This window comes from Streptomyces sp. NPDC002795, from assembly GCF_042888725.1.
Taxonomy (GTDB): domain Bacteria; phylum Actinomycetota; class Actinomycetes; order Streptomycetales; family Streptomycetaceae; genus Streptomyces.
This window is the reverse complement of record NZ_JBIAQB010000003.1, coordinates 701765-717521: the sequence shown is the minus strand read 5'-3', so window position 1 is coordinate 717521 and position 15757 is coordinate 701765. Positions and strand designations below refer to the sequence as shown.

Below are 15757 nucleotides of genomic sequence, written 5' to 3'. Positions count from 1 at the left end.
TTCTTCGCAAAGCGTTGACGCGGCAGGAAGCGCTCTGGCAGGGTCGCGAACCCGGCACCACCCGACGTGGGACCGAGGAGATCCCCACCCGATGAAGTCACGGCACACCTCCGCCCGCAGGACCGCTCCCCACGACCCCGCGCTGCGGCGCTTCGCCGAGACACACTGGGCCAGGGACCCGGTGGTCGTCTCCGACACCCCGGCGCCCGGCCTCGACCCGGCCGACGCCCACGCGCTCCTCCGCACGGCGGCCGAGCACCCCGGTTCCACACCCCTGCGCCTGGCCACGGCCGACGGCATCCTGTGCGAGCCGGGGCCACTGCTGCCCGGCCGGGCCGACCGGAGCCTCAGCGAGTACATCGCGCGCCTCTCCCGCGCGCCGCAGCTCGGCGGCGACGGCTGGCTGCTGACCGCCACCGATCCGCTGCACCGGGACTTCTCGGCGTGGTCACGGGTACGGGACGCCCTGGCAGGGCTCTGGCGGTACGTCGGGTGGCCCGCGGTCCCGGTGACCGCAGAGCTGGCCGTCGGCGACCGGCACCACTCCGCCACCGAGGCGGGCGACCCCGGCGCCGCGTCCCTCACCTGGGTCATCGACGGCGAACTGACCGTGCGGGTACGCCCCGAGCACACCGGCACCGAGTACGAACTCCGGGCCGGTGCGGGGGACTTGATGCACTGGCCCGCCGGGAGCCGGCACCTCGATCACCGTACGGGACCGTGCACGACGCTGCGGGTGAGCGTGCCCGCCCGGACGGCCTCGGCCCTGCCCCTGGTCACGGAAGCCGTCCGCGCGCTGACGCGAAGACGCGACCCGCACACGGACAGCCCGGTGACACTCCCCCATCCGCTGCCCGCGAGAGCCGACGGACGACTGGCGCTCCCCGCCCAACTCGCCGATTCCGCCCGGCTGTTCACGGAGGTGCTCACCGACCCGGACGTCGAGCGGGCCCTGCTCGCACGCTGGGCCGGGCTGCGCTCCGCGGCAGGCCTGAACCCGGCGCCCGCGCCGCGGCCCGCCGTGCCCCTCACCTCCCGGCACCGATTGCTGTGCGTCAGCGAGATCGTCCGGGTCGCCACCGGCCCGGACGACGCGCTGTGGGCGGCGAACGGCCATGTGTGGCCGGTCCGGGGCCGCGCGGCCGACCGCGTGCTCTCCTGTCTGCGCACGACACACCAAGACACCACCGTGGCCGACCTGGCGCGCGCCTCGGGGCTGTCCGGCCCCCACCTGGACGAACTGCTCCGCGAGCTGTGCCGTTCACGGGCCGTCGCGGTCACACCACTGGAGCCGTACCCGTGAGGGCGGGCGCCGCCCTCCCGATCGACGTCCTCGGCCCCGTCGGCCGGTCGGTCGACTGGCAACGGCTCGCGGCGGACCACTGGGACCGCCGGCCCGCGCTGCTCCGCCCGACCCACGGCGCCGGACCCTTCGAGCCCCACGAGGTCTTCGAGGGCACCGTGGCCGCCGCACACCACACCACGGCGGACGCCGACGAACGGGTCCGGTTCGCGGTGGGGCCGCGCCGCCTCGTCGAACCCGGTGATCTGCTGCCACGGCCGGAGGACGGTTCGTTCGCCGCCTACGACCGCCGACTCGGACGGCAGTTGGGCGACACACCCTTCACCCTCGCCGTCCGGGATCTGCACGCGGGGCACCATCCGCTGTGGGCCAGGGAGCGGGCCTTCCTGGCCGATCTGTGGGACCGGGTCGGGCAGCCCCTTGCAGCCGTCGGCACGACGCTGTGCCACGGGACGTCCACGCCCCCGCGTCCCGATCCTCGTGCAGCAACGTTCCTCTACGTCCTCCACGGCCGCCATCAGGTCCACCTCACGGGACCGGAGAACCGGTACTGGACGACCACGGCCGCCCCCGGAGACCTGCTGTACTGGCCGGCCGACCACGAGCACACCATGCACGCGCCCCGCTCCCCCGCCACGACCGTGCGCATCACCGTCCCGCGCACCCCCTCACCGCCCGCCAACCACGTGCCCCCACAAGGGACATGGAGCGCCGTCGACACCCTCGTACCGGACGATGACGCACCCGACGACCTGCCCGGCACCCTGCCCCCGGCCCTCGCGGCGACGCTCGGCCACCTCCGCCGGGAGGCCCGCCCCGCGCCGCTCCACCGGCGCCTGGCCCACGAGGTGTTGCGGCACGCCACGGACGGCGGCCTTCGCCCGGCGCCGGCGCCCACGCGGCCCGGGTACTTCACCGACGACGACTCGGTGCGGGCCACGGAGCGCGTGGTGTGGACGCGGGCCGGGGGACACCGCCTCGTCGCGGCGTGCGGACACGTCACGCGGACCGGCCTCACGGCGCGCGAACTGGGCGCCCTGATCGGCCGCTTGAACGGCGGCGAACCGCTCCTCGTGGGCGAACTGACACCGCCCGCGCGCCGGTTGCTGGCATGCCTGTCGGCGTTCCGCGCCGTGGAGCGCCTGTAGGGCCCGCTCCCCGGCCTCGTGGCCGGCCGCGCGGGATCACCGGCTCCGGGCGACTCAAAGCGCGCGACAGCGCGTTCACGCCGATGTCAGCGGCGGCCAGCGGTTCGCGCACACTTGAGGTCCCCACCCTCTCCACACTTCGGGCACGTACGGCAGTATGTCCGCAGTGCGCCCGCGACCGCGATACCGGTCGGTGCGCCGCTCCCGGCCCCGAACGAGCAGGTACCACGTGACGAAGCATCACATATCCGACTCCACCGCACTGTTCGACCTGCGTGCGGGAGGTGCGCGATGAGCCGCGGCGTCGAACTCCACGACCTGATCCTCGCCGGTGTCGCCCTCTTCGGCGGTCTGCTGGCGGGGCTGCTGCTGCGCACTCTGCTGCGCTGGCTCGGTGTGCGTGCCGGGCAGACGCGGTGGGCCGGGGACGATGTGATCGTCGACGCGCTGCGCACGCTGGTGCCGTGGGCCGCGGTCGCGGCGGGCGCCGCCGTGGCCGCCGAGGTGCTGCCGCTCACCCCGCGTACGGGGCGGAACGTGAACATGTCGCTCACGGCGCTGCTCATCATCGTGGCGACGCTGACGGCGGCGCGGGTGATCACGGGGCTCGTGCGGGCGGTCGCGCAGTCGCGTGCGGCCGTGGCCGGTTCGGCGACCATCTTCGTGAACATCACGCGGGTCGTGGTGCTCGCGATGGGGTTCTTGGTGGTTCTGCAGACCCTGGGGATCTCCATCGCGCCGCTGCTCACCGCGCTCGGCGTGGGTGGCCTGGCCGTGGCGCTCGCCCTTCAGGACACGCTCGCCAACCTGTTCGCGGGCGTGCACATCCTGGCCTCGAAGACCGTGCAGCCCGGTGACTACATCCGGCTGAGCAGCGGCGAGGAGGGCTATGTCGTCGACATCAACTGGCGCAACACGGTGGTGCGCCAGCTCTCCAACAACCTCGTGATCATCCCGAACACGCAGCTGTCGGGCACGAACATGACCAACTTCAGCCGCCCGGAACAGGAGATGACCCTGACCGTGCTCGCCGGGGTCGGCTACGACGTCGACCTGGGGGAAGTGGAGCGGGTGACGGTCGAGGTGGTCGCCGAGGTGATGAAGGAGGTCGAGGGCGCGGTGCCCGAGCACGAACCGCTGGTGCGCTTCCACACGTTCGGCGACTCCCGGATCAGCTTCAACGTGATCCTGGGCGTCGGTGAGTTCAGCGACCAGTACCGGATCCAGCACGAGTTCATCAAGCGGCTGCACGCGCGCTTCCGCGCGGAGGGCATCTCCATCCCGTCGCCGGTGCGGACGGTGGCGCTGACGACGGGCAGCCCGTCGATCGTCATCCCGCATCAGCGCGACAAGCAAGAAGCACCGCTCGCGCCGCCCGTCTAGGACCTGTCAGCCGTGGTCGGCGCAGGCGAGGATCTCGCCGACCACGCGGGACGCCGTCCGCACCATGAACGGGTTCGAGTCCCGGTAGTACGCCAGCTCGTGCACCGCGATGGTCAGCGCCCAGCCACGGCCGCGCACCCACGTGTCGTCGTCGACCGCCGCGGCCTCCCGGAAGATCCGCCGCTCCGGCCCTGCCAGGACGTACCAGGCGGTGATCAGGTCGACGGCCGGGTCCCCCGTGCCCATGCACCCGAAGTCGATGACCGCGCCGAGCCGGCCGCCGTCCGACACCAGGAGGTTGCCGGGTTGCAGATCCCCGTGCAGCCACACGGCGCGGCCCGCGCCCGGGGTGCTCACGGTCTCGTCCCAGATCGCGAGGGCGGCCGCCGAGTCGATCGTCCCGTCCAGACGGTTGATCACCTCGCGGGTTCCGTCGGCCCGTTCGGCGAGCGGCCGCCCGCGGAAGGACTCCGGCGCCCCTTCGGTGTCGATCGCGCGCATCGCCGTGACGAAGCCCGCCAGATCCTCGGCCAGCGCCTCGGGCCGGTCGAGCCGCCCCACGGCCGGGTTCGCGCCGGGCAGCCAGCGGTGCACCGCCCACGGCCACGGAAAGCCGTGCCCCGGCTCCCCCTCGGCCACCTGCTCCGGTACGGGCACCGGCAGCCGGGCCGCCAGATACGGCATCCACCGCCGCGCGTCCGCCAGCTCCGGGACGACGCCGGCCAGGCGCGGCAGCCGGACCACCCACTCCTCGCCGAGCCGGTACAGCACGTTCTGCGTACCGTGCGAGTCGACGTACTTCAGGGGCAGGTCCGCCCACCGCGGGAACTGCTCGTCGACGAGCGCGCGGACGAGCGCCTCGTCGATGTCCGGCTCGTCCTGGTGCAGCTTGCGTACGCTCATCGTCACCTTTCGCGGGAGCGGCCTCCGGCCGGGGCGAGCGTAGCCACGTACGCCCGGGCCCGGCGACCGTTTTTCCCACGGGAGGCGTCCCCCAGGGTCACCCGGACACCGAGGGCCGCCCGTTCTCGATGTGGCCCATCAGGCGCCGAGCGAAGTCGGGTTCGTCCTCGCAGCGCACCACCAGGTCGTACCAGCCCTGGGCCTTCGCGGCGGGGTGCGTCACGGTGGTGCTGTCGCCGGGCGCGACGCGGACCTGGCGGGTCAGGGCCGCGGCGTCGGCGGCGCGGACGTAGGCCTGCGGGCGGACCGTGAACACCTTGGCCTCGGTGCCGTGGTTGGCCAGCTTGATGCGCAGCTCGCGGGTCTTGGAGCGGACGGTCGATGTGACCTCGGCGGTGGACGCGGCGAGGCCTGCGAACTCGCGGCGGAAGCCGCCGGGTCCGGTGACGGTGAACCGGTAGCGGTCCTTGGCCGGTGTCACGGTCAGCGCGCGGGTGCCGGAGACGTCCCGGTGCTGCGGCACGTCGAACTCGCCCTCGTAGGGGTAGAGCGCGAAGTGGGCGCTGGACTCACCGGTGTTGGAGAGCGTGACCTCGACGCGGCCGTCGTAGAGGCGTGCGTACGCGTCCGTCTGGTACGGCAGCGGGCGCGCGGGGCGGGTGCCGGGCTCCTGCACGGGCATCTTCTGGTCGGCCGGAGGGGTCGGCTTCCAGCGGGCGGCGGCCGGTGGCACCGGGCCCGGGTTCCGCACGGCGGGCTGCTTCTCCGCCGTGTCGAAGTCGAACGCGGAGGTCAGGTCGCCGCATATCCGGCGGCGCCACGGCGTGATGTTCGGGTCCTCGATGCCGGTCCACTTCTCCAGGAAGCGGTTGACGGAGGTGTGGTCGAACACCTCGGAGCACACGTACCCGCCCACCGACCAGGGCGAGATCACCAGCATCGGCACGCGGATGCCGAGCCCGGTGGGCTGCCCCTGCCACCACTCGTCGGGGTCGCCCGGCTCGGGCACGGGCGGCGGGACGTGGTCGAAGAAGCCGTCGTTCTCGTCGTAGTTGATCAGCACGACGGTCTTGCGCCACACGTCCGGGTGCGAGGCCAGCGCGTCGAGCACCTTGTACGGGACGCTGGCGCTCGCGGCGGGCACGGAGACGCTGGGGTGCTCGGAGTCGACCGCGGAGGGCACCAGGTACGAGACCGCGGGCAGCTTCCCGGCGGCGACGTCGGCGGCGAAGCGCTCGGCGAGCTTGCCGGTGGGCACGCGGCGCAGGGCGCGCTCGAACAGGCTGCGCTCGGCTTTGGTGAGCGCCTCGACGCCCTCCTCCAGGAGCCCGAGCAGCCGCTCCCGCCCGGCCGCGTCGTCGGCGTCGTCAGCCTTGCGAACGGCGGCGTAGAACGACTCCATGTACGTGTGCCCGCCGGTCTTCGCCAGCGCCTTGCGGGCGACCGACTTGAAGGAGGCGTAGAACTCGATCTGGTTGTCGGTGAAGTTCTCCCACTCGGTGTACGTCTGCCAGCTGCGGCCGTCCTTCTCCAGGAGTTCGGCGAAGGTGGGCCAGTCGTAGCCCTTGTGCGTGCCCTCGGCGTAGGCGTCGTTGCCGATGGCGCGCCCGCCGCCCGGTTCGTCGCCGGAGTTGCCGCTCCACAGGTAGTTGCGGTTGGGGCTCGTCGAGCTGTGCATGGAGGAGTGGTAGGCGTCGCAGATGGTGAAAGTGTCGGCGAGCTCGTACTGGAGCGGGATGTCCGAGCGGTCGTAATACGCCATGGTGGCCGAGGTCTTGGCGGAGACCCACTGATTCATCCAGCCGTTGTTCCAGGCCTTGTGGCCGCCGTTCCAGTCGTGGTTGAGGGCGTCGATGTACTGCAGGTCGTGCTGCTGCGCCTCTGCGGCCGCGCGCACGGAGAACGGCAGGACTCTCTTCGCGCCATCGGGCTGCTCGAACACGGGCTTGCCGTCGGCGAGTTGGACCGCGTTGCGGTCCCCGAAGCCGCGTACGCCGCGCAGCATGCCGAAGTAGTGGTCGAAGGACCGGTTCTCCTGCATGAGGATCACCACGTGCTCGATGGCGTCGAGCCCGCCGGCCGGTGGCTCCGCGGCCAGGGCCCGCTGAAGGGAGGGCGGCAGCAGGGAGCCCGCGGCCGCGGCGCCGACGGCGCCCGCACCGAGGGCGAGGGCACGGCGTCGGGAGACGGGGCTGGAGAGGGGATCGGTCATGTCGGCGGCTCCTGGGTTCGATGGCGGGGGCGGACGGTACGCAGGGACGCTACGAGTGCAGACGGTACGGATGGTGAGCACCGGATGAACTCATGTCGGCACCACACAATCAAGCTCTGGACAAATGTGAGCATGGAATTGCTTGAATTTGACGAGTAGTGTGCGCCGCATGCTGGCAGAGCGACGACACCACCTGATCCTGCGTGCGCTGCGCTCCGGTGGGCCCGCGTCCGTCGCCGAGCTCGCCGAGCAGCTCACCGCGAGCCCGGCGACCATCCGCCGCGACCTGGTGAAACTGGAGGAGGACGGGCTCCTCACCCGCGTGCACGGCGGCGCCGTCATGGAGGAGGGCGACCAGCCCTTCTCCGAGGTCGCGCAGGTGCGGGTCCCCGAGAAGGACACCATCGCCGAGCACGCCGCGTCCCTGATATCGGAAGGACAGTCCGTCCTCCTCGACATCGGGACGACCGCGTACCGCCTCGCCCGCCAGCTCCACGGCCGCCGGCTCACCGTCATCACCAGCAACTTGGTGGTGTACGAGGAGCTGGCCGACGACACCGGCATCGACCTGGTGCTGCTCGGCGGCATGGTCCGTCGCGAGTACCGCTCCCTCGTCGGCTTCCTCACGGAGGACAACCTGCGCCAGCTGCACGCCGACTGGCTGTTCCTCGGCACCAGCGGCGTCCGCCCGGACGGGCAGGTGATGGACACCACCGTGGTGGAGGTCCCGGTGAAGCGCGCCATGATCTCGGCGAGCGACCGCACGGTGCTCCTCGCCGACTCCTCCAAGTTCCCCGGCACCGGCATGGCCAAGGTGTGCGGCCCCGACTCCCTCGACGTTCTCGTGACCAACTCCTCCGCCCCGGCGCCGACTTGTACGGCGCTCACGGAGGCCGGCGTGAAAGTAGTCCACGTATGAAACTGACGATTCTCGGCGGCGGCGGATTCCGGGTGCCCCTCGTGTACGGGGCCCTGCTCGCCGACCACGCGGAGGGCCGCGTCACCGAGGTCGCCCTCTACGACCTGGACGGTCAGCGCCTCGACGCGATCTCCCGAGTCCTCGCCGAACAGGCCGAAGGGGTGCCGGACGCGCCGAAGGTCACCGTCACCACCGACCTCGACGAGGCGGTGCGCGGCACCGACTTCGTGTTCTCGGCGATCCGGGTGGGTGGCCTCGAAGGGCGCGCGGCGGACGAGCGGATCGCGCTCGCCGAGGACGTGCTGGGCCAGGAGACGGTCGGCGCGGGCGGCCTCGCGTACGGCCTGCGGACACTCCCGGTGGTCGAGGAGATCGCACGCCGCGTCGCCCAACTCGCCCCGGACGCCTGGTTCATCAACTTCACCAACCCTGCGGGCCTGGTCACGGAGGCCCTCTCGACACACCTCGGTGACCGTGTCATCGGCATCTGCGACTCCCCTGTCGGCCTCGGCAAGCGCGTGGCACGAGCGCTCGACGCCGACCCCCAGAACGCGTGGGTCGACTACGTGGGCCTCAACCACCTGGGCTGGCTACGCGCGTTGAAGGTCAACGGACGCGACGAACTGCCCCGCCTCCTCGCCGACGACACACTCCTCGGCTCCTTCGAGGAGGGCAAGCTGTTCGGCACGGAGTGGCTGCGCGAACTGGGCTCGATCCCCAACGAGTACCTGCACTACTACTACTTCAACCGCGAGGCGGTCCACGCGTACCAGGAGGCGGAGGCCACGCGCGGCGCGTTCCTGCACGTCCAGCAGTCCCGCTTCTACGACCGGATGCGCGACCCGGCGGCCCCGCCGCTCAAGACGTGGGACGCGACGCGGGCCGAGCGCGAGGCCACGTACATGGCGGAGAACCGGGAGGCGGCGGGCGCCGGCGAGCGCGACGAGGCGTCCCTCACCGAGTCCGGCGGCTACGAGAAGGTGGCGCTCGACCTGATGCGGGCCATCGCCCGCGACGAGCGCACCACGCTGATCCTCAACGTCCGCAACCGCACGACCCTTTCGGCCCTCGACGCGGACGCCGTGATCGAGGTCCCGTGCCTGGTCGACGCCAACGGAGCGCACCCCGTCGCCGTCGACCCGCTGCCGGGCCATGCCACGGGCCTCGTAACCTCCGTCAAGGCGGTCGAACGCGAGATCCTCGCCGCCGCCCGCTCGGGATCGCGGGCGACGGCGGTGAAGGCGTTCGCGCTGCACCCGCTGGTGGACTCGGCGAACGTGGCACGCCGCCTGGTCGACGCGTACCGGCAGGCCCACCCGGGCCTCGCCTACCTGCGCTGACCTGCCCGGTGCTCTACCGAGTTCCGGTACCCGTACGCCGCGTAGACACCGACCCCGATGAGCATCCACGCCGCGAACCGGGCCCATGTCACCCAGTCCAGGTTGCTGATCAGCCACACGGAGAACGCGACACCGATCGCCGGGACCCAGGGCACCAGCGGCGTACGGAAGGTACGCGGCAGATCGGGCCGGGTCTTCCGCAACACAACAACAGCAATGGCCACCACGATGAACGCCATCAGGATGCCGATGTTGGTGAGGTCGGCGGCCTCCCGGATGGGCAGGAACCCGGCGATGAGCGCGGAGCCGATGCCGACGGGCCAGATCACCCGCGTGGGCACGTGCCTGCGCGGGTGGTTGCGCGCGAAGTACCGCGGCAGCAGCCCGTCACGGCTCATCGAGTACCAGACCCGGGACACCGCCAGCATGTTGGCGAACGCCGACGTGGTGATGCCGATGACGGCGCCCACGGCCACCACAAGCCCGAGCCCACCAAGCCCAACGGCCGCCAGCGCACTGGAGAACGGACTCGCCACATCGATGTCCCGATAGCTCTGCATCCCCAACAGCACGACACACACCGCGATATAGATGAACGCGGCGATGCCCAGCGAGATGATGATGGCCTTCGGCAGCACCTTCTTCGCCTCGGCGCTCTCCTCCGCGGCGGCACTCATGGCGTCGTACCCGTAGACGGCGAAGAACGCGGTGGCCGCTCCGGTGAACGCGCCACCCACCCCATAGGGCAGGAACGGCGTGTAGTTCCCGGCCTTGATATGAAAGGCCCCGGCGACGACCACGAGCGCGACAATGCCCAGCTTCACCACAACAAGGATCGTCTCGAACCGCGCCGACTCCTTCGTCCCACGCGAGAGCACGAACGCAAGCAACAGACACAACAGCAGAGCAAACAGGTCAACACGATGTCCGGACCCGGTCCCGGGCGCTCCGAGCATCCAGGTCGGCACATCAATGCCCACATGCTCCAGGATGTACGAGAAGTACCCGGACACCGCGATGGCGACCACGGCCACGATCGCGGTGTATTCGAGCAGCAGGTCCCAGCCGATGGCCCAGCCGACGAACTCGCCGAGCGCTGCATAGGAGTAGGTGTAGGCGGAGCCCGCCTTCGGGATGGAGCCGGCGAACTCGGCGTAGCAGAGGGCGGCCGCGCCGCTGGCGACGATGGCGATGAGGAACGAGAGCATCACGCCGGGCCCGGCGTCCTCGTTGGCCACGACGCCGGCCAGCGAGAACACTCCCGCGCCGACCAGGCCGCCGAGGCTGAGGGCGACCAACTGCCAGAGCCCCATGGTGCGTTGCAGACCTCCGCTGCTCACCTCCTCCGAGCCGTCGACGGGCTTGAGGCGGAAGATGCCGGCGCGAGAGAGGAGTCTGCCGTCGGGCCCGGCCGGGTCACGGGGTGGGTTGGTGGTCGTACGGGACACGGTGCCTACTCCTCATGGGTCTTCAGGGGCTCTTCGGGGTCAGAGCACGAAGCCGTGCGGGAACGGGTCGCGCGGGTCGAGGAGGTAGTTGGCCGTGCCGGTGATCCAGGCGCGTCCCGAGAACTCCGGTACGACAGCGCCCAGTTGACCGACTTCGGCCGCACCGACGAGCCGTCCGGTGAATCGCGTCCCGATGAACGACTCGTTCACGAACTCGGTGTGCAACGGGAGTTCACCCCGTGCGTGCAGCTGCGCCATCCGGGCCGAGGTGCCGGTGCCGCACGGCGAGCGGTCGAACCAGCCGGGCTGGATCGCCATGGCGTTGCGCGAGTGCCGGGCGGTCGAGTCGGGGGCGAGGAACTGCACGTGCTTGCAGCCGCCGATGACCGGGTCGACGGGATGCCGGGGCCGGTTGTGCTCGTTGATGGCGTCGGAGATGGCGAGCCCGGCCTTGAGGATGTCGTCCTTGCGGGCCCGGTCGAAGGGCAGACCGAGCTGGTCGAGCTCAGTGATCGCGTAGAAGTTCCCCCCGTACGCCATGTCGTAGCGCACCTCGCCGTACCCGGGCACCTTCACGGTGGCATCCAGCTCCAGCGCAAAGGACTCCACATTACGCAAGGTCACCTGCTCAGCGACCCCCTCCCGAACAGCCACCCGCGCCTCGACGAGCCCGGCAGGCGTATCGAGCCTGACGACGGTCTCCGGCTCACTCACCTCCACCATCCCGGTCTCGACGAGCACGGTGGCGACGCCGATGGTGCCGTGCCCGCACATCGGCAGGAAGCCGCTGACCTCGACGTACAGGACACCCCAGTCCGCGTCGGGACGGGTCGGGGGTTGGAGCACGGCACCACTCATCGCGGCGTGGCCACGCGGTTCATCAACGAGGAACCGCCGAAGCTCATCGAGGTGTTCCAAGGCATACGTACGCCGCTCGGCCATGGTGTCACCGGGTATGGGCCCCACGCCGCCGGTGACGACGCGGGTGGGCATGCCTTCGGTGTGCGAGTCGACGGCACTCAGCGTGCGGACGGACCGCATCACGCCTCCCGGTCGTCGAGCGAGGCGATCGCACGGGCCATGTCCGCCTCGACCTGCTCGCGCATCTCGGGCAGCAGCGCCCCGCGCGGCGGCCTACAGGGCCCGCCGAACCGGCCGACCTTCTCCATCCCCAACTTGATGGCCTGCACGAACTCGGTCCGCGAGTCCCACCGGAAGGCGGCCACCAGCGGCTCGTACAACGCCCGCGCCTCCTCCACCTTCCCCGCGAGCGCCAGGTCGTACAGCCGGGCGGACTCGGCGGGAAACACGTTCGGGAACCCGGCGAACCACCCCGTGGCCCCCATCAACAGACTTTCCAGCACCACATCATCAGCACCACTGATGATGTCGAGCCCGGGCGCCTTCTCCTTGATCTCCAGCACCCGCCGCACGTCACCGGAGAACTCCTTCACGGCGACGATGTTGTCGATCCGCGCGATCTCCCCGAGCAGCTCCGGCGTGAGATCGACCTTCGTGTCGAAGGGATTGTTGTACACCATCACCGGCAGCCCGACAGAAGCCACCGCCTCGAAGTGGTCAATGACGTCACGGGAGTTGGCGCGATACAGGGTGGGCGGCAGACACAGCACACCGTCAGCCCCGTCCTCCGCCGCCACCTCGGCCCAGTGCTTCGCCTGATGGGCCCCGACCCCATGCACCCCCACCACGACGACGCCATCGTCACCGACCGCCTCGATGGCGGTCCGGGCCACCTTCCTGCGCTCCCCATCCGTAAGGGACGAGTACTCGCCGAGGGACCCGTTGGGCCCGACACCACGGCAGCCGTTGTCGATGAGCCAGCGGCAGTGCTCGGCGTAGCGGTCGTAGTCGACGGCGAGCCCGGCGGGGGCGGAGGCGTCCTCGTAGTAGGGCAGGGCGGTGGCGACGACGACACCACCGAGACCGATGGAACCCTGCTTCTGCTGCTTGATGTCACTCATGAACTGCTCTCCTCTGTACGGGAGTTGCTGTCGGACATGGAACGGGTTCCGGGACCGGCGGCCAGATCGCCGAGCCGGATCGGACGAACGATGGGCCGCCGATGCTCACTGGCCGGAGGCAGGCCCTCGATTACACGGTCGTCGTCACCCGGCCCGCGCAGCCGCGCACCGATCTCGGCGACGGTGGGCCCGCACATCCGGGCCTGGCACGGCCCGAGTCCGGCGCGGGTGGCGAGCTTGGCGGCGCGTGGGGCCGCGGTGGACTCGTCGGTGGCGGCCCGGCACACGGTGGCGTAGTCCGTCTCCTCACACCGGCACACCACGGTCTCGGGCCGCAGCCACCCGGACCAGCCGGCGCCAATGGGATGCGCACGGGCAAGGCGGGCGGCGAAGGCACGCCCCTGATCACGACTGGTCCGCAACCGCCTCACAGCGACGGCATTACGGTCACCACCCGCGGCCAGCCACCCAGCGAGCGCACCTTCCACCCGGGCGGCGGGCGCGCCAGCGATGCCGGTGATCTCCCCGGCCGCGTACACATCGGGACAGGTGGTGCGCTGGTCACCGTCGACCTCGACGAACTCCCCGGCCGGGGTGGCGCGCAGCGCACACCCCGCGGCGAGCGGCAGCTCCAACTGCGGACTGAACCCGTGCGAAACACACACCGCATCGACCGCGACTGTGCGCTCACTACCCGCCACAACCGACCAGTCGGCACGCAACCGAGCGATGACGACCTCCTCCACACACCCATCACCGCGCGCCTCGACGACCGTACGCCCAGCGCGGTACGGCACCCGATGCCGCGCCAACACGGAGCTGTACTCGGCGAGTTCGGCCGCCTTCCCGGCCTGCGCGGCCAGCTCCCAGGGCCGCCGCCCCCAGCCCCGTGCGAGAGTGCCTGACGTATTGGCCTCCAGCACCTCACGCACCCGCGACCCGGCCTCGATCAGCGACGCGGCCACCGGCAGCAGGAACGGCCCGCTCCCGGCGACGACCACCTGGTCGCCGACCACCACCCGCTCCCCCTTCACCAGCGCCTGCGCCGCGCCCGCGGTGTACACGCCGGGCAACTCCCAGCCGGGGAAGGGCAGTACGCGGTCGTGGGCGCCGACCGCGAGCACCAGCGCGTCGGGGTCGAGGGTGTGCCGGTCCCGGCCGCCGCCGTCGGCCGGACCGCGCAGCACATGCACGCGCGGCGGTCCCGGCTCGGCCGGATCGGGGCGCTCCAGTGCCCACACGGCGGTCTCGGACCACCAGGCGCAGCGCGGGTGGGCGAGGACCCGGCGGCGGCGTTCGTCGAAGGCGCGCCAGCCGTGGTGGAGGTGCTGTGGCCGGGCGGCCGCGTAGGCCTCGGGGAGCATCCGGTGGTACTGGCCGCCGGGCTGCTCGGCCTCGTCGATCAGGGTGACCCGCGCCCCCGCACCGAGCGCGGCATCCGCGGCGGCGAGCCCGGCGGGCCCGGCGCCCACGACCACTACGTGGCGTGTCATGTGCCCTCCGTGGGGTTCGGGTTGAGAGGGGCCGTAAGGGGACTGTGACGTGGGACTTCGGTGCGGTCGTGGTTCGGCGTCACAGTTCCTCGCCGCCTCCGCGTGCCTGTGTGCGCACCTCGTCCCCGTCCCGCGCCCGCCTGCGGCACGCCCGTACGTCGCGCTCGGGGCCGACCGTGATCAGGCAGTCGAAGCAGGCGCCGATGCCGCAGAAGACGCCGCGGGGTGCGCCGGAGCGGCCGTGGCGCCAGGAGCGGCGGCCCGAGGCGAGCAGGACACCTGCGATGGACTGGCCCTCGATTCCGGTGACGGGCTCGCCGTCGACGGTGATCGTCAGCGGCGTCTCGCGCCGCCCGACGGCGTCCGTGGCCGCCGGTATGCGTCGTGGGCTCATGCCGCGCTGCCTTTCTGTGTGCGTCCCAGGACGGCCGGCCGGTCCACCCGGAACGGCGTCGCGTCGATCTCGGCCGGCCGGCCCAGGAGCAGGTCCCGCACGAGGCGTGCGGTGCCGACGGACAGGCCGATACCCGCGCCTTCGTGGCCGCCCGCGTGCCACAGCCCGGCGAGGCGCGGGTCGGGTCCGATGACGGGCAGGTGGTCGGGTACGTAGGGGCGGAAGCCGCCGTAGGCGCGCATCACCGGTACGTCCGTGAGGGACGGGAAGAGGCGCAGTGCCTTGGCGGCGATCGCGGACAGGGCCTCGACGCTGAGCCGGTCGTCGAAGCCGACGCGGCGGCGGGAGGAGCCGATGAGGACGCTGCCCGCGCGGGTGGATTCGACGACGGCGGAGGTCTGCAGGTCCTCGGCGCTGCTGCCGACGGCGCCCACGTAGTCGGCGTCGTAGACCTTGTGGAAGACGGTGGGCGGGAGGGGTGTGGTGACGAGGACGTCGCCGCGGCGGGGGCGGACGTCGATGGGGGCGCCGAGGCGGGTGGAGAGTTCGCCCGACCAGGGGCCTGCCGCGTTGATGAAGATGTCCGCCTCGATGAGGTCGCCGTCGGATGTGCGGACGGCGGTGAGGCGGTCGGAGCGGGTGACGGCGCCGTGCACCTCGCAGTGGGTGCGCAGGGTCGCGCCTGCCCGTAGTGCGTCGGCGAGGAGGGCGGCGGCGGCGCCGGCGGGCTGGACCTGGGCGTCCTCGGGGTAGTGGATCGCCGCTGTGTGGTCGCGGGTGACGTACGGCTCGGCGGCGGCGAGGGAGGCGGCGTCCAGAGTGTCCGCCCGTACGCCTGCGGCGCGTTGGGAGTCGGCGAACTTGGCGAGTGCGCGGGCGCCGTCGTCGGTGGTGGCGACGACGATGCCGCCCTTGGGGTCCCATTCCGTCAAGTCATCTATGTCTGGGGTGTGTTCGGAGATTTCGGCGACTATCTGCGGCCATAGGCGGCGGGACAGTTGCGCCAACTCGAGTTCGGGGCCTGGGCCTTTGTCGGATACGAGGATGTTGCCCTCGCCGTGCGCGGTGGTCGCGGCGGCCGGGCGGCCGCGGTCGACGACCGTGGTGGCGCAGCCCGCGAGGGCCAGCTCCCGCGCACAGGCGGCTCCGACGATTCCGGCCCCGAGAATGACCACCCGATTGACCGCCCGATTGACCGCCCGCGTTCCGTGCATCGAACTGCCTCCGTTCGT

13 protein-coding genes are annotated in these 15757 nt (G+C 71.6%); 5 read left to right on the top strand and 8 right to left on the bottom strand.

All coding sequences use genetic code 11. From position 1 onward, the window contains the following. The first annotated feature begins 91 nt into the window (after positions 1–91). The 3 genes from ACFYWS_RS12675 (at position 92) to ACFYWS_RS12665 (ending at position 3834) form a co-directional block, all read left to right on the top strand. The gene (locus tag ACFYWS_RS12675; RefSeq protein WP_389273719.1) at positions 92–1303 is read left to right on the top strand and encodes a hypothetical protein; all 1212 of its coding nucleotides are present in this window, start codon (positions 92–94) and stop codon (positions 1301–1303) included. Continuing rightward, positions 1300–2451: a hypothetical protein gene (locus ACFYWS_RS12670; protein WP_389273716.1), complete on the top strand. Its 1152-nt coding sequence runs from the start codon at positions 1300–1302 to the stop codon at positions 2449–2451. Before ACFYWS_RS12675 ends, ACFYWS_RS12670 begins: the two co-directional genes overlap by 4 nt. A 291-nt stretch (positions 2452–2742) precedes the next feature. Further along, positions 2743–3834 carry a mechanosensitive ion channel family protein gene (locus ACFYWS_RS12665; protein ID WP_389273713.1) on the top strand — a complete coding sequence of 364 codons (1092 nt, stop codon included), beginning with the start codon at positions 2743–2745 and terminating at the stop codon, positions 3832–3834. Positions 3835–3840: 6 nt separating this feature from the next. On the opposite strand, the gene ACFYWS_RS12660 is transcribed toward ACFYWS_RS12665, so the two are convergent. Both ACFYWS_RS12660 and ACFYWS_RS12655 read right to left on the bottom strand, forming a co-directional pair. Next, positions 3841–4737, bottom strand: coding sequence for an aminoglycoside phosphotransferase family protein (locus ACFYWS_RS12660; RefSeq protein ID WP_389273710.1), 897 nt, complete (start codon positions 4735–4737; stop codon positions 3841–3843). Between the two features lie 97 nt (positions 4738–4834). Further along, positions 4835–6949, bottom strand: a complete 2115-nt coding sequence (locus ACFYWS_RS12655) for a phosphocholine-specific phospholipase C (protein ID WP_389273707.1) — start codon at positions 6947–6949, stop codon at positions 4835–4837. Between the two features lie 169 nt (positions 6950–7118). Between ACFYWS_RS12655 and ACFYWS_RS12650 the strand changes: the two genes are divergently transcribed. Both ACFYWS_RS12650 and ACFYWS_RS12645 read left to right on the top strand, forming a co-directional pair. Continuing rightward, positions 7119–7868, top strand: a complete 750-nt coding sequence (locus ACFYWS_RS12650; RefSeq protein WP_389273704.1) for a DeoR/GlpR family DNA-binding transcription regulator — start codon at positions 7119–7121, stop codon at positions 7866–7868. Beyond that, positions 7865–9208 carry a 6-phospho-beta-glucosidase gene (locus ACFYWS_RS12645; protein ID WP_389273701.1) on the top strand — a complete coding sequence of 448 codons (1344 nt, stop codon included), beginning with the start codon at positions 7865–7867 and terminating at the stop codon, positions 9206–9208. The genes ACFYWS_RS12650 and ACFYWS_RS12645 overlap by 4 nt, the downstream gene beginning before the upstream one ends. Here the strand turns inward: ACFYWS_RS12645 and ACFYWS_RS12640 are convergent. The 6 genes from ACFYWS_RS12640 to ACFYWS_RS12615 form a co-directional block, all read right to left on the bottom strand. After that, positions 9196–10584, bottom strand: coding sequence for an amino acid permease (locus ACFYWS_RS12640; RefSeq protein ID WP_389274120.1), 1389 nt, complete (start codon positions 10582–10584; stop codon positions 9196–9198). The genes ACFYWS_RS12645 and ACFYWS_RS12640 overlap by 13 nt on opposite strands. A 111-nt stretch (positions 10585–10695) precedes the next feature. Further along, positions 10696–11697 carry a proline racemase family protein gene (locus ACFYWS_RS12635; RefSeq protein WP_389273698.1) on the bottom strand — a complete coding sequence of 334 codons (1002 nt, stop codon included), beginning with the start codon at positions 11695–11697 and terminating at the stop codon, positions 10696–10698. Next, positions 11697–12638 carry a dihydrodipicolinate synthase family protein gene (locus tag ACFYWS_RS12630; protein ID WP_389273695.1) on the bottom strand — a complete coding sequence of 314 codons (942 nt, stop codon included), beginning with the start codon at positions 12636–12638 and terminating at the stop codon, positions 11697–11699. Before ACFYWS_RS12630 ends, ACFYWS_RS12635 begins: the two co-directional genes overlap by 1 nt. Then, the gene (locus tag ACFYWS_RS12625) at positions 12635–14131 is read right to left on the bottom strand and encodes an FAD-dependent oxidoreductase (RefSeq protein ID WP_389273692.1); all 1497 of its coding nucleotides are present in this window, start codon (positions 14129–14131) and stop codon (positions 12635–12637) included. The genes ACFYWS_RS12630 and ACFYWS_RS12625 overlap by 4 nt, the downstream gene beginning before the upstream one ends. A 79-nt stretch (positions 14132–14210) precedes the next feature. Next, positions 14211–14525, bottom strand: coding sequence for a (2Fe-2S)-binding protein (locus ACFYWS_RS12620; RefSeq protein WP_389273689.1), 315 nt, complete (start codon positions 14523–14525; stop codon positions 14211–14213). Further along, complete coding sequence (locus tag ACFYWS_RS12615) at positions 14522–15739, bottom strand: NAD(P)/FAD-dependent oxidoreductase (protein ID WP_389273686.1); 1218 nt, start codon at positions 15737–15739, stop codon at positions 14522–14524. The genes ACFYWS_RS12620 and ACFYWS_RS12615 overlap by 4 nt, the downstream gene beginning before the upstream one ends. Positions 15740–15757 lie beyond the last annotated feature (18 nt).